A 14,076-nucleotide genomic window follows, 5' to 3' on the forward strand; every position below is an offset into this window, starting at 1 on the left:
GGCTTTCCTCTTGAAAACAGCGGGACTTGACGGCATATCGCCGGGGTCCGCTTTGCGCGGTCTTCCTACAGGAGAGAACATGGCCAAGGAAGAGATGCTCGAATTCCCCGGCGTCGTGAAGGAACTCCTGCCCAATGCGACGTTCAAGGTCGAGCTCGAAAACGGCCATGAGATCATCGCGCATATGGCAGGCAAGATGCGGAAGAACCGCATCCGGGTTCTGGCCGGCGACAAGGTGCAGGTGGAAATGAACACCTATGACCTGACCAAGGGGCGGATCAATTACCGCTTCAAGTAAGGCCGTTCCGCGATTCGTTCTGGCCTCGGCCAGCCCGCGCCGGCTGGAACTGCTGGCGCAGATCGGCATCGCGCCCGATGCCATCATCCCCGCCGACATCGACGAGACGCCCCGGAAGGACGAGACGCCGCGCGCCTATGTGGCCCGCATGGCCGCCGAGAAGGCCGCCGCCGTTTCGGCGGTCGAGGATGGCGTGGTGCTGGCCGCCGACACCACCGTGGTCGCCGGCCGCCGCATCCTCGGCAAGCCCGCCGACGAGGACGAGGCCACGGCCTTCCTGCGGCTGCTGTCCGGCCGCCGCCACCGGGTGCTGACCGCCGTCACCGTAGAGGCCGGGGGCCGCGCCCGGCACCGGCTGGTGGAAGCCACCCTGCGGATGCGCCAGCTTTCCGCCGCCGAGATCGCGGATTACGTCGCCGGCGGCGACTGGCGCGGCAAGGCCGGGGGCTACGGCATCCAGGGGCCTGCCGGCGCCTTCGTGCCGTGGATGCAGGGCTCGTTCACTGCTGTCGTCGGCCTGCCGCTGTCGGAAACCGCCATGCTGCTTGCGGCCTGCGGGATCGTTCCGGGCCACGCCCCCGATGGAGTTGCCAGATGAAGGGACGCCAGGTCGTTCTGGGCCAGCAATGGGGCCGCGAGGCCGCCGCCCTGATGGTCGATGGCCGGGTCGAGGATCTGCTGTTCGACCTTTCCGCCCTGACCACCCTGCCGCCGGGCGCGATCTGCCGCGCTGTGGTGGACCGGCTGGTCAAGGGGCAGGGCGGCGTCTTCGTCCGCCTGCCGGAAGGCGAGCGCGGCTTTCTGCGCGATGCGCGCGGCCTGTCCGAAGGGCAGGTGCTGATCGTGCAGGTGACGGGGGCGCCCGACGACGGCAAGGCCATCCCGGTCAGCCAGCGCGTCCTGTTCCGCGGCCAGACGGCCATCGCGACTCCGGGTGCGCCGGGCGTGAATGTCTCGCGCCGCATCCGTGACGAGGAACGACGGGCCCGGCTGGTGGCGCTTGGCTCTGCGGCGCTGGAGGGGGGAGCGGAAAGCCTGGGCCTCGTGATGCGAAGCGCTGCTGCCGGTGCCGAGGACGAGGAAATCGCCGACGAGCTGTCCCAGATTGTCACGCTGGCGACCGCGGTGATGAGCGACACCCAGGGCCGTCCCGAACTGCTGGTCGATGCCGAACTGCCCTGGCGCGCCGCCTGGATCGACTGGGCCGATCCCCCGCCCGACGATGTGGACGACAGCGACGACGCCTTTGACAGTCATGGCGTCACTGCCGCGATCGACGCCCTGCTGGACCCGGAGCTTGACCTGCCCGGCGGCGGCTTCGCGGTGATCGAGGCGACCCGGGCGCTGGTCGCCGTGGACGTGAACACCGGCCGCGACACCTCGCCGGCCGCGGCGCTCAAGGCCAATATCGCGCTGGCCCGCGACCTGCCGCGGCAGTTGCGGCTGCGGGGCCTGGGCGGGCAAGTGGTGATCGACTTCGCCCCCATGCCGAAACGCGACCGCGGCACGCTGGAACAGGTGCTGCGCGCCGCCTTCAAGGCCGAGGGCACGGAAACCACGCTGGTCGGATGGACCGCGATGGGTCTTTACGAGTTGAACCGCAAGCGCGACCGTGTTCCCCTGGTCGCCGTCGCCCTTGCGGGAGAAGACGAATGACCTGCCCCATCTGCGGCAAGCCCGCGGTGCCGGACTATCGCCCCTTCTGTTCCAAGCGCTGCGCGGATGTGGATCTCGCACGCTGGCTGCGCGGCGACTATGCCATCCCCGGCGAGCCTGCGGGCGACATCCCACGCCCGGGGAACGAGGATTGATTTTCGCTCTGGACAGCCGATCCCGGCTTGTCTAGGAACGCTGCACCCGCGGGCAGGACGCCCGGCAAGGGCCCGGATAGCTCAGTTGGTAGAGCAGCGGATTGAAAATCCGCGTGTCGGCGGTTCAAATCCGTCTCCGGGCACCATTTCATCTTTAAAATCTACTGGTTTGGCCAAGCGGCTACTTTCGCGTGTCTTGCGTATTCACGTGACATGCACACAGGCGGCACGGAAATATTGTGGGCTCTTGTCCGCTTGGACAGGTTCAGGGTTCGCCCCTGTCGGCCTATCCAGAGCAGGCTATCCAGATGCCGGTTTCCATGTCTCGATTACTGATTCTCTGCGCGGCGCTGGACGCTGCTATGGCCTTCACTGCTTCGGCCGCGACGGCCCACGGTGGCGGGTGCCAAAAGTCGTCCCCGCCGGGCCAGTGCTGCCATATGGACAAGAAGGCGGGCGAGGTTCACTGCCACTGATGCGACTGCCTGTGCGCAGGAATTGCATTGTGGCCTTGTCCCCCAAGTTGTGGTTGCGTTCACTTGGTCGGGCGGGCTGTCTCTGGTGACTGATGCCGCAATTCTGCCTTGGTCATGGGGCTGTGAGCCCCATCATCACGGCTAGAAGCATCAGGCTGCACGCGGTAAGCTGGCTGGCGCAAGTCACCAACAAGCCGATCCGACCCGGCACGATGGTGGCGCGGGTATGAGGATGTGAGTGGCTGATCCGCAACCTGGTGCGAAGGGAAAATCATGCCGGGGTCGGTAGCGCGCGCAATGGCCGCAAGGCCCGCATGACTGCGGCACACGCTGGTGCTGATGGTCTCGTTCAAGCCCGACAGCCAAGGCAAGAAGTTCGGATTGCATCTGTCCCGAGTTCTGCAGGAGGTTTCCGGGATCCGCCTCTGAATCAGGTTTGTCCCGGCGAAGATCGTGCCCTTGCAGCGCTACGCCTCTGGAATGGGCATTTCGGCGCCTGATCGGTCAGCAGCGGCAGATCACCAGATGAAATCGTCCGACCCCAGGGCCACAAGCCGGGTCCAGTCGATCCTGAGCGCGTCATCGCCGTGGCGGAAGGTGACATGGCCGCCTTCCTGCCGCAGATGGCCGCGCACATCGGCCCAGTTGTCCAGCCCCGCAAAGCTGCGCAGGTCGATCCGGTCCTGCGTGGGATCGAAGTTGCGGATGGTGTCCAGACCGTCGTTGAAGATGAACAGGTCGGCGCCCGGACCACCCCGCAGCATGTCATTGCCGGCGCCGCCGTCAAGCGTGTCGCTGCCCGCCTCGGCCGCGAGGTCGTCGTTGCCCGTGCCGCCGCGCAGCAGGTCGTTGCCGGCGCCGCCGATGATGATGTCATGCCCGGCGCCGGAATCGATGGTGTCGTTGCCCTCCAAGCCATAGACCCGGTCGCCCCCGGCACCCGAGCCCACGCTGTCGTTGCCGGCGCCCGCGTTGACCGTGTCCGATCCCGCACCGCTTCGTACCGTGTCATTCCCGGTGCCGGCGTTGATGATGTTATGGCCGTCCCCGCCGTCGAGCAGATCGTTTCCTGCGTCACCCCACAGCAGGTCCTGGCCGGCCCCGCCTTCCAGCCGGTCATTGCCATCGCCGCCATGAAGCGTGTCGTTGCCTGCCCCGCCGTAAAGCGAATCGTTGCCGCGGTTCCCCTGCAGGACATCGTTGCCAGCGTTGCCGCGGATCACGTCATTGACATAAGTGCCCGCGATACGGTCGTTGCCCGCGCCCCCGTTCACCGCGGGCAGGGTCAGCGGGCGGACCACGCCCAGAACATCGGTGCTGTTCGCCTGGGAAAGCTCGGCGCTGAAGGAGGCGACGATCTGGCCGGCTCCGTTGACGAGGGCATTGCCGCCGGTCATCTCGAAATAAGGGTTCCCTTCGCTGAGCTGGAAGGACCCCGTGATCGCCTGCCCTCCGGTCCCGAATACCCTTCCCATCAGCAGACCGCCGTCGAACAGCCCGCCGATCGCGTCCCTGATATAGTGGAAATAGGTCACGAGCACCCGCCCGGCCCCGAGGTCCACGACATCCTGCAGGCTCTGGTTGCCGGCTTGGCGGTCCGAGTTCACCATCACCGGATTCGTGGCCCCGGTGCCGTTGGCGTTCAGCAGCCGGAAATAGACGTCATCGGCATGGACGTTGTTCGGCTCGTCGCGATGCCAGGCGGCGGCCCAGCGCCCGGTGCTCAGGCCCGCGAGTTCCGAATAGCTCTGGTCCAGGCCGAACTGCTCTTGGCTGTGGGGGACGACGGGCGCCACGACGCGCGCGGGACCAAGGGCCGAGCCATCGGGGCGATAAACCTGGGTCCAGATCGCATAGCCGTTCTGCCCATCCTGCGCCGTGCGCTGGTGCCAACTGACCGCATAGGTCCCGTTGGCGCCGGCGGCGATGGACGGGGCAAGATAATCCGCGCCCCGCCACGAGTTCACATAAACGGGGGCATTGTCCACCAGCAGCGTCGGGTTGCCCACCTGCGCGCCTGTGGGTCCGTGGCGATAGGCAAGAAGATCATAGCGGCCGCCGCCTTCGTCCCTTACGACCAGCGTGACCGACTGGCCGTTGGACAGGGTGGTGATGTCCGAAGCGTAATGGTCCTTGCTGACATTCGGCGTCAGTTGCCGCGCCGCCCCCCTGGGCGATCCGTCGGCGTCATAGAAGCGGATATAGCTGTCATAGAAGGCGTCCTCGTGCCCGTTGACCGCCGAAGCCCCCCGGCTTTCAAAGATGACCGCGAAGCTGCCGTCGTTGAAGGCAGTGGCGGCCGGTCCGCGCTGGATGTCGGCGGTCAGGTTGTTGACGCGGGCGGGGGCCGGGCTTCCCGCGCTCAGGTCCCCGTTCTGAAACCGCATGTAGACGCCGAATGAGGATTCCAGATTCAGATCGGTCCAGAGCGTCACAAGGACGCCGTTCTTCAACTGCAGCAGATAGGGATCTTCCTGCACGCTCCGCCGGTCGTTGGACAGGAAGTAGGTTGGCATCCCGGATGATCCTGAGAGAAGGGAAGGGGCAAAGGCATCGTGCCAGCGATCCCGAAGCCTGCCAAGTCACCAGTTCCATGCACGGCATGAAGATGCGCAAAGGCCGCGCATTGGCCCGCGCTCACCTTGGCGTCGTTCGTGGTCTTCGCACGCTTCGGTCAGGAGTTCATCGGAGCGGTCCTTTGCCCGCACTTCCGCGACAAGGCTTTCGCGCGGCATGACCCTCGCGGTCCCGGTTGGCGGGTTCTTTGCGGTGGAAGACGGGGCCACGGACAGGAAAGAACCACGCGATCCGCTGATGAGGCGCAATCGCGTGGTTGCTGACGGGCAGGGCGCTCAGGCCGCGCGGCCGGGGATGGGCCGGCCGGCGGTCAGGCCGGCGATCCGGCGGGCGATGGTCTCGGCGTCGATGCCGAAATGGCGGTAGAGGTCGCCGATGCTGCCGGTCTGGCCGAAATGTTCCACCCCCAAGGGGACCGTCCGGTGGCCCGCGACCGCCCCCAGCCAGGATAGCGTCGCCGGATGCCCGTCGATCACCGTGACCAGCGTGCAGTCGCGGGGCAGGGGCTGCAGCAGCGCCTCGGCATGGGACAGCGCGGCGGCATTGCCGCGCGCCCGCGCCCGCTGGGCGGCGGTCCAGCCCGCGTTCAGCCGGTCGGCCGAGGTCACGGCCAGCACGCCCACGTCGCGCCGCCCCTCGCCGATCATGCCGGCGGCGCGGATAGCCTCGGGCGCGACGGCACCCTGATAGGCGATCACCACGTCGCAGTTCGGCCCCGGCGGGCGCAGCCAGTAGGCGCCGTCGATGGCGCCCTGACGAAACGCCTCGTCATAGCGGCGGCCGGGCTGCTCGATGGGGTTTGTCGAAAGCCGCAGGTAGACCGAGCCGCCGGTCTGGTCGCGCAGCCAGGTTCGTTCGTCCGGATCACCTTCCCCGTCGCGCTGCAGATAGTCGAAGGCCCATTCCATGATGACGGCCAGTTCGTCGGCAAAGGCGGGCTCGAAGGCCGCCAGCCCGTCCTGGCTCATCCCGATCAGGGGCGTGCCGACCGACTGGTGCGCCCCCCCTTCCGGCGCCAGCGTCACCCCCGAGGGCGTTCCCGCCACGATGAAGCGGGCGTCCTGGTAGCAGGCATAGTTCAGCGCATCCAACCCCCGGTTGACGAAGGGATCATAAAGCGTCCCCACCGGGATCAGCCGCCGCCCGAACAGCGAATGCGAGAGCCCCGCGGCGGCCAGCAGCAGGAACAGGTTCATCTCGGCAATGCCGAGTTCGATATGCTGGCCCTCGGGGGTGAAATCCCATTTCGCGGTGGACGGGATCTTCTCGGCCTGGAAGGTGTCGGCCAGCGGGTTGCGGGCGAACAGCTTGCGCCGGTTGACGAAAGGCCCCAGGCCCGTGGTGCCGGTCACGTCGGGCGAGGTCGTCACCAGCCGCTCGGCCAGTGTGCTGTCGCCGCGCGCCAACTGGTCGAGGATCTTGCCGAAGGCGGTCTGGGTCGAGATCTCGCGGTCCACCGCAAGCTCGATCCCCGGCACGGCGATGGTGTCGTCATGAAGCCGCCGCGTCCCCTTGGCGAAGAAGGGCACGCGGTCGAGGTAGGCCTGAAGGCCCTCCACGTCCTGGACGGTGGCGAAGCGGTCCCATTCCTGCCCCTGCGCCACGCCCATCTGCGCCTGCCATCCGGCCATCTGCGCCTTGGTCATCAGCCCGCCGTGGTTGTCCTTGTGGCCCGCGATCGGCGTGCCCCAGCCCTTGACCGTATAGGCGAGGAAACAGGTCGGCCGGTCATGGTCGATCGAGGCGAAGACCTCGGCCATGCTGTCCACGCAGTTGCCGCCCAGGTTCTCCATCAGCGCGGCGAGTTCGGCGTCGTCCCGTCGTCCGATCAACGCCGACACGTCGCCCTGGTCGCCCAGGTCGTCCATCAGCCGCGCCCGCCAGACCGCGCCGCCCTGATAGGTCAGGGCCGAATAAAGCTGGTTCGGGCAGGCGTCGATCCAGTGGCGCAAAGCCTCGCCGCCCGGCTCGGCGAATGCCGCGCGCTGCAGGGCGCCGTATTTCACCCGCACCACGTCCCAGCCGAAGGCGCCGAAGATCGCCTCGATCCGGCTCCACAGCCCTTCGCGCACGACCCCGTCCAGCGACTGGCGGTTGTAGTCGATCACCCACCAGCAGTTGCGCAGGTCATGCTTCCAGCCTTCCTGCAGGCATTCGTAGATGTTGCCCTCATCCAGTTCCGCGTCGCCCATCAGCGCGATCATCCGGCCCATGGGCTGGTCGCCCGCCCAGGGCTTGGCGGCGACGTAATCCTGGATCAGCGAGGCGAAGGCCGTCACCGCCACCCCCAGCCCCACCGAGCCGGTCGAGAAATCCACGTCGTCCACGTCCTTGGTCCGCGACGGATAGGACTGCACCCCGCCATAGCCCCGGAAGTTCTCCATCCGCTCGCGGTCGAGGTTGCCCATCAGGTATTGCATCGCATGGAAGATGGGCGAGGCATGGGGCTTGACCGCCACCCGGTCCTGCGGCCGTAGCGCGGTGAAATACAGCGCCGTCAGGATCGACACCATGGACGCCGAGGACGCCTGGTGCCCGCCCACCTTGATCCCGTCCGCCTTGGGCCGGATGTGGTTGGCGTTGTGGATCATCCAGTGGGACAGCCACAACAGGCGCTGCTCGACGGTCTTCAGATGGGGGTTGGTCATGGTTCGCCTCCGCTTTGGGGCAGCATAGCGCAGGCGGGCGAGAGGAACCTTGCGATTTCAAGCGCCATGCGGTCAGATGCGAGGGGAAACGCGCGGCAAGGGACATTCTGCGAGTGGCATCCGCTCAACTTGATTCATTCGAGATCAGAATCCTCCGCTTGGTGCGGGAAAACGGGCGCATGCCGGTGCAGGACATCAGCGAACGCGTGGGCCTCAGCCCCACGCCGGTCGCGCGGCGGCTGCGGGCGCTGGAAAGCCGCGGCGTCATCACCGGCTACACCGCGCTGATCGACGAGGCGGCACTTGGCTATGGCGTCACGGTCTTCGTGTCGGTGCAGCTCGACCGGCAGATCGACCGGGCGCTGGAACAGTTCGAGGCCGCCATCCGCAGCTTCCCCGAGGTCGTGGACTGCTGGCTGATGACCGGCACCCGCGACTATCTGCTGCGGATCGTGACCGAAAGCCTCGCCAGCTACGAAACCTTCCTGACCGCGCGGCTGACCAAGGTGCCGGGCGTGTCGAACATCGAAAGCTCGATCCCGATCCGGCGGGTGAAATCGGGGATTGCCCGCACGCCCTGATCTCGCCGGGCCTGCGGCAGAGGCGGTGCGAGGAAGCCTCGCCATTGCACCTGCCGCACCTCGATACAGGCGCCATCGGGACAACACCCCCGAGGCCCGCATTTCAACCCGCATCAGCGCCCAGTCGGCATGGAACCGGGTTTCGTCAGTCCGGCGAATAGCTGAAGGTCATTGCCGGGGTGGCGGATGTTCCGACCCAGACGTTTTTGGTCAGCGAATAGGCCGCCAGCGCCTCGCGCCCCGAGGACCGGCCTTAGCCGCTTTTGCGAAAGCCTCCGAAGGGCGACATGACGTTGATGGTCTGGTAGGAATTGATCCAGAACGTCCCGGCCCGCACCTTCGCCGCCACCCGGTGGGCGCGCCCGACATCCCGCGTCCAGACTGCGCCCGCGAGGCCATAGGGGGTGGCGTTGGCCAGCGCGACCGCCTCGTTCTCGTCGCTGAACGGGGTGATGCCCACGACGGCACCAAAGACCTCCTCGTTGGCGATCTCCATTTCATGGCGCATGTTGTCGATGACGGTGGGGGCGTAGAAATAGCCGCGCGGGAAGGCCTTGGGCCGGTTGCCGCCGGTCGCGACCCGCCCGCCCTCGTCCACGGCGCGGCGGACCATGGCCTGCGCCGATCCGACGAAGACAACCAGCCGCGTTTCGGGATGGCTGATCGCCTGCTGTCCCGCCGTCGGGCCTGCGCCTGCGAGCACGTTCACCAGCCCGCGCGGCGCGCCCGCCCGCTCGCAGAGGACGCCGATCACCAGCGAGCTGTGCGGGGTCAGTTCGGACAGCTTCAGCAGCACCGCGTTGCCCGCGCAGATCGCCGGCGCGACCTGCCAGCCGGCTGTGTTCAGTGCCGCGTTCCAGGGCGTGATCTGCAAGACCAAGCTGTTGATTTCCACCCGGAACTGACCCGGGTAGGGGCGTAATTTCCACTGAGAACTGACCCATGTGAACCTTCCCCAAAGCGGAGCGCGGCGGGGGTAATGGAGTGATCCACATGGGACTTTTGAACATCATCCGACGCATGGCGTTGCGGGAGAAGCTGCCGATCCGGGAGATCGCACGGCGGACCGGCCTGTCGCGCAACACCATCAGGAAGTATCTGAGCGCTGGGACCATCGAGCCGAGGTTCGCGACGCCTGATCGGCCGAGCAAGCTCGATCCGTTTTCCGAGAAGCTGGCGGCGTGGCTGAAGACGGAAGCCGGCAAGTCACGCAAGCAGCGCCGGACGCTGAAGCAACTCCATGCCGACCTCGTGGCGCTCGGCTTCACCGGCTCCTACGGCCGGGTCGCGGCCTTCGCCCGGCAATGGCGGATGGACCGGCAGCGCGAGCAGCAGACGACGGGCCGCGGCACCTTCGTCCCCTTGGTCTTTCGTCCGGGCGAGGCGTTCCAGTTCGATTGGAGCGAGGACTACGCGGTTCTGGGCGGGGAGCGCACGAAGCTTCAGGTCGCCCACATCAAGCTGGCACACAGCCGGGCCTTCCTGGTTCGGGCCTATCTGCTGCAAACCCACGAGATGCTGTTCGATGCCCATTGGCACGGGTTCCGCGTCTTTGGCGGCGTGCCGGGTCGCGGCATCTACGATAACATGAAGACAGCGGTTGACCGCGTTGGCCGCGGCAAGGAACGGCAGGTCAACATCCGCTTCCTCGCCATGACCAACCACTATGTCTTCGAGCCGGAGTTCTGCAATCCTGCCGCGGGATGGGAGAAGGGACAGGTCGAGAAGAACGTTCAGGATGCCCGGCCTCGTTTGTGGCAGCCGATGCCGAACTTTCCTGACCTGGCGGCGCTGAACGCCTGGCTGGAACGGCGCTGCCTGGAGTTGTGGCGCGAGATCCCGCACGGGGTTCTGCCCGGAACCGTCGCCGACGCCTGGGCCGAAGAACAGGCCGCGCTGATGCCGCTGCCGCCTGCCTTCGACGGCTTCGTCGAGCGGAGCAAGCGTGTCTCACCCACCTGCCTGATCAGCTTCGAGCGCAACCGCTACAGCGTGCCGGCGTCCTTTGCCAACCGTCCTGTCAGCCTCAGGGTCTACCCGGATCGGCTGGTGGTTGCCGCCGAGGGACAGATCCTGTGCGAACATGGGCGGGTGATCCAGCGGTCCCATCACCTGCCGCCTCGCACGATCTATGACTGGCGGCATTATCTGGCCGTCATCCAGCGCAAGCCGGGTGCCCTCAGGAACGGTGCGCCCTTCGCGGAACTGCCCGCGGCCTTCCGACAGTTGCAGGACCAGATGCTGCGACGACCCGGTGGCGATCGCGAGATGGTCGATATCCTGGCGCTGGTCCTGCAGCATGATGAACAGGCTGTGCTGGTTGCTGTGGAAATGGCCCTGGCCGAAGGCGTCGCGACCAAGACCCATGTGTTGAATCTCCTGCACAGGCTGATCGATGGCAAGACGACCGGCGGCCCGAACATCGACACACCGGAGGCGCTGATCCTGCGCCATGAGCCGAAGGCCAATGTCGAACGCTATGACGACCTGCGGGCGCAGATCGGAGACCGCCATGCGTCATGATCCCGCCAGCGGCGCCATCGTCATCATGCTCCGCAGCCTGAAGATGCACGGCATGGCCCAGGCCGTCACCGACCTGATCGAACAGGGGGCGCCGGCATTCGAGACAGCCGTGCCGATCCTGTCCCAGCTGCTGAAGGCCGAACTGGCGGAACGCGAAGTGCGCTCCATTGCCTATCACATGAAGGCCGCGCGCTTCCCGGCCTACAAGGATCTCTCGGGCTTCGACTTCGCTGCCAGCGAGATCAACGAGGTCACGGTGCGCCAGCTCCACCGCTGCGAGTTCATCGACGGCGCGCAGAATGTCGTGCTGATCGGCGGGCCGGGCACCGGCAAGACCCATGTCGCAACCGCCCTGGGCATCCAGGCCATCGAACACCACCGCCGGAAGGTCCGCTTCTTCTCCACCATCGAACTCGTCAATGCCCTCGAGCAGGAGAAAACCAAGGGCAAGGCGGGCCAGATCGCGGAGGGATTGACCCGGCTCGATCTCGTGATCCTGGACGAACTGGGCTACTTGCCGTTCAGCGCTTCAGGCGGTGCGCTGCTCTTCCACCTTCTGAGCAAGCTCTATGAGCGCACCAGCGTTGTCATCACCACCAACCTGAGCTTCAGCGAATGGGCCACCGTCTTCGGCGATGCCAAAATGACCACCGCGCTGCTCGATCGCCTCACCCACCGCTGCCACATCCTGGAGACCGGAAACGACAGCTTCCGCTTCAAGGCAAGCTCAGCCGCAGCAGCCAGGAAAACCAAGGAGGCCGGCCATGCCTTGACCCAAGCCTAACCCACGAAACATAACCTGAGGGTGGGTCAGTTCTCGATGGAAAACCCGGGTCAGTTCCGAGTGGAAATCAACAGCGTCAGGTTGAAGCCGCGTTCTGCAAGCCATTCCTGCAGCTCGTCAGCCGTCATGGCTTCTTCGAAGAAGCGCTCTGCGCCGCAGCGCAGCGTCAGCTTCTGAACCCGCTCCAGCAATCCGTGCCTTTCCAGTCGCGAAAGCAACGCCAGTTCCTCGCCCGGCAGGTCGAGGATCAGCGTGAAGGCTGCTGCGCCCAAGCGCCCGGCCATCGCGGTGACAGGCACCACGGGAATGCTGCGCCGGGCCGTTTCATGCAGCCCGGGAAAGATTTCGTGCAGCGTCTCTGCCGCCCGGTGCAGGCTGAAAAATCCGGGCAGCGAGTGGCGGATCAGTTCCGTCTCGCCTTCGGCATCTCCAATAGCCGCGGCAATCAGTTCGACCTCGGCTCCGAGCATCGTGGGCATGGTTCCGGCCAAGCCGGCTGCGTCGAATATCACCAGACGGCCCACAGGTACGGGAAGATGCGGTTCCAGCAGGGACGCAAGGCGCTGGGGACCGGCAGCGACCACGGCCACCGATACGGGTTGGACGGCTTTCGGAGCAGGGGTGATGGAATGGATGGTCATGGATGCGATTTCATCGGTGTGCCGGGTTTGCAGGGCAGGGTCATCAGCCGAGGGATCGAGGCGACCTCTCCGGGCGTGGCAGGTCCCCGGGGATCAGCGGGATCACCCGCGGCCCGGCACAAGCCGGGCAATGGCACGGACCGGCTTTGTCAGGCGCCAGGACCGCGACGCCAGCATTGCCTCGATGCGCCGCTGTGCATGGGTCCGCCGCAGTTCCAGCGCCGCCTTTTGGGCCGTCAGTTGCTCACGCTCGCGCCTGCCGCGCGCCTGTTCCGCCGCAAGGGCGGCCTCAAGCTCCGTCACGCGCTTTTCAAGCGTCGCGTTCCTGTCGGACAGGTCTTTCCGCAGGCTGCCTTGAAGGGCGAGGGTGTCGCTCTGAAGTTCGGATTTTTGCTGAAGACGCTCCAACCTGGCGGCTGTCTGGGCATTGGTCTGGTGCGCATCGGCAATCTGACGCTCCCTGTCGGCAAGCGCTTGGGCAAATTTCTGTTGGTCAGCCTTGTGCGTCTTGCCGAGGCTCTGGTTTGCCTTGACCTGTTCTTCAAGCCGGGCTGCCAGCAGCTCTGCCTGCTCTTGAAGCTTCTGCAACCTGCCGACTGTCTCGGTATTGGCTTGGTGCGCAGCAGCGATCTGATGATCCCTGTCGGCGAGCGCCTGGGCGAATTTCTGTTGGTCAGCCTTGTGCGCCTTGCCGAGGCTCTGGTTTGTCGTGACCTGTTCTTCAAGACGGGTTGCCAGCAGTTCTGCCCGCTCCTGAAGCTTCTGCAACTCGCCTTCGCCTCTCTCGATCTGCAGCCTGAGCTGGTCGCCCAGCAGGCCGGCCCGGGTGCGGGTGACGGTGGCGCGTTTCCAGGCGGCAAGGGCAAGTCCCTGCCGGTCGCATCCTTTGCCGATGCCAAGGGTCACCGCCCTCAGTTCTTCCGCAAGCTCAGCGACTGCGGGGTCGTCGAGCATCACGAGTGCGAGGGTGGTGGCTTCCGGGTCGATGGCGGTCGTGGCAGGCGTCCCGGCCTCGTCCGGTAGTCCGGTCCCGGAAGGGGGCACGAGGGCCGGTGCCGTCGGAAGCTTCAACAGCCGCGCGGTCAACAATTCCCGGGCCGGCGCCATGTCAGGGTCAAGGATGGCCGGATCGACAGGAATGATCCGCCGCCGGTCCCGGCGGTGCAGGCCCAGCAGCGCTTCTGCCGCTTCCTTCCATTCGGCAAGGGCGCGGTCCGGGGCCATGCCCTGCTGGATGCGCCAAGCAAGCGACCGGACCGGATCGGCGGTCAGGACGACGACCGGCCCCGGTAACATCTGTGCCCAATCGGGACCGGAGCGGACGTTCAGCCGGGCGGCCGGCAGCGCCTGGGCGAGGAACGCGGCGAAATCTTGTGCGAAAACCGGGCCGTTTCCCGGCGGCAGAGCAAGCGTCAGGGCGATCCCGGCGGTGCTTGCGGGCGGCCTGTCGCCGGCGATAGGCGCAAGCGTCACGTTCGGCGGCGCGGCGCGATGGGCCGGGTGCTCGACACCGTGGAGGGGGGAAGCAAAGCGCCCGCCGGTCTCCTGCTGCATGTTCGTCTCGGCCATGATGCGCGTGTCCTGAAACTGATCCCTCCGGTGCGCTCCTATGCCATTTTCCCTTGTGCTGCATCCTTTTTTTTCAACCTTGCGCATATGCTGCGGTTTGGTCCGCGACATTGACATCCGCGATGCGGCAAGGGATACCCGTCCGGTTTCGATAGCGGAGCGGGATGC

At 66.3% G+C, this 14,076-nt stretch carries 12 protein-coding genes and 1 tRNA gene; 8 read left to right on the plus strand and 5 right to left on the minus strand.

Annotated features, from left to right (window positions below):
* Positions 1 to 79: 79 nt before the first annotated feature.
* The 5 genes from infA to JGR78_RS00090 all read left to right on the plus strand — a co-directional run bounded on the left by infA (position 80) and on the right by JGR78_RS00090 (position 2,255).
* Positions 80 to 298, plus strand: coding sequence for a translation initiation factor IF-1 (infA, locus tag JGR78_RS00070; RefSeq protein ID WP_036716789.1), 219 nt, complete (start codon positions 80 to 82; stop codon positions 296 to 298).
* Positions 282 to 896 (plus strand): nucleoside triphosphate pyrophosphatase, encoded by a 615-nt coding sequence (locus JGR78_RS00075; protein ID WP_182792299.1) that lies wholly within the window; start codon positions 282 to 284, stop codon positions 894 to 896. The genes infA and JGR78_RS00075 overlap by 17 nt, the downstream gene beginning before the upstream one ends.
* The gene (locus JGR78_RS00080) at positions 893 to 1,954 is read left to right on the plus strand and encodes a ribonuclease E/G (protein ID WP_182792259.1); all 1,062 of its coding nucleotides are present in this window, start codon (positions 893 to 895) and stop codon (positions 1,952 to 1,954) included. Before JGR78_RS00075 ends, JGR78_RS00080 begins: the two co-directional genes overlap by 4 nt.
* Entirely contained in the window at positions 1,951 to 2,109 is a 159-nt protein-coding gene (locus tag JGR78_RS00085; RefSeq protein WP_182792258.1) for a DNA gyrase inhibitor YacG, read from the plus strand. The genes JGR78_RS00080 and JGR78_RS00085 overlap by 4 nt, the downstream gene beginning before the upstream one ends.
* Positions 2,110 to 2,179: 70 nt before the next feature.
* Positions 2,180 to 2,255 (plus strand) — tRNA-Phe (locus tag JGR78_RS00090).
* Between the two features lie 848 nt (positions 2,256 to 3,103).
* Here JGR78_RS00090 and JGR78_RS18485 read toward each other — a convergent pair.
* Both JGR78_RS18485 and JGR78_RS00100 read right to left on the minus strand, forming a co-directional pair.
* On the minus strand, positions 3,104 to 5,101 hold the full coding sequence (locus tag JGR78_RS18485) for a calcium-binding protein (protein WP_182792257.1): 1,998 nt from the start codon (positions 5,099 to 5,101) through the stop codon (positions 3,104 to 3,106).
* 336 nt (positions 5,102 to 5,437) lie between these two features.
* Positions 5,438 to 7,810 carry a transketolase gene (locus JGR78_RS00100; RefSeq protein WP_182805560.1) on the minus strand — a complete coding sequence of 791 codons (2,373 nt, stop codon included), beginning with the start codon at positions 7,808 to 7,810 and terminating at the stop codon, positions 5,438 to 5,440.
* Positions 7,811 to 7,923: 113 nt separating this feature from the next.
* Here JGR78_RS00100 and JGR78_RS00105 point away from each other — a divergent pair, with 113 nt between their 5' ends.
* Entirely contained in the window at positions 7,924 to 8,391 is a 468-nt protein-coding gene (locus JGR78_RS00105) for an Lrp/AsnC family transcriptional regulator (protein ID WP_182805563.1), read from the plus strand.
* Between the two features lie 253 nt (positions 8,392 to 8,644).
* Here the strand turns inward: JGR78_RS00105 and JGR78_RS00110 are convergent, their stop codons facing one another.
* Positions 8,645 to 9,265 carry an aldehyde dehydrogenase family protein gene (locus tag JGR78_RS00110; RefSeq protein ID WP_234450793.1) on the minus strand — a complete coding sequence of 207 codons (621 nt, stop codon included), beginning with the start codon at positions 9,263 to 9,265 and terminating at the stop codon, positions 8,645 to 8,647.
* Between the two features lie 119 nt (positions 9,266 to 9,384).
* On the opposite strand from JGR78_RS00110, the gene istA reads away from it, so the two are divergent.
* Both istA and istB read left to right on the plus strand, forming a co-directional pair.
* Positions 9,385 to 10,914 carry an IS21 family transposase gene (istA, locus tag JGR78_RS00115; RefSeq protein WP_200559303.1) on the plus strand — a complete coding sequence of 510 codons (1,530 nt, stop codon included), beginning with the start codon at positions 9,385 to 9,387 and terminating at the stop codon, positions 10,912 to 10,914.
* A complete protein-coding gene (istB, locus tag JGR78_RS00120) occupies positions 10,904 to 11,698 on the plus strand; it encodes an IS21-like element helper ATPase IstB (protein WP_200559304.1) in 795 nt (264 codons plus the stop codon). Before istA ends, istB begins: the two co-directional genes overlap by 11 nt.
* 50 nt (positions 11,699 to 11,748) lie before the next feature.
* Here istB and JGR78_RS00125 read toward each other — a convergent pair whose 3' ends face one another.
* Both JGR78_RS00125 and JGR78_RS00130 read right to left on the minus strand, forming a co-directional pair.
* Entirely contained in the window at positions 11,749 to 12,339 is a 591-nt protein-coding gene (locus JGR78_RS00125) for a hypothetical protein (RefSeq protein WP_182804487.1), read from the minus strand.
* A gap of 102 nt (positions 12,340 to 12,441) precedes the next feature.
* Positions 12,442 to 13,908: a hypothetical protein gene (locus JGR78_RS00130; RefSeq protein ID WP_200559369.1), complete on the minus strand. Its 1,467-nt coding sequence runs from the start codon at positions 13,906 to 13,908 to the stop codon at positions 12,442 to 12,444.
* Between the last annotated feature and the right edge of the window lie 168 nt (positions 13,909 to 14,076).

The organism is Paracoccus sp. MC1862, from assembly GCF_016617715.1.
In the GTDB taxonomy this organism is placed as follows: Bacteria; Pseudomonadota; Alphaproteobacteria; order Rhodobacterales; family Rhodobacteraceae; genus Paracoccus.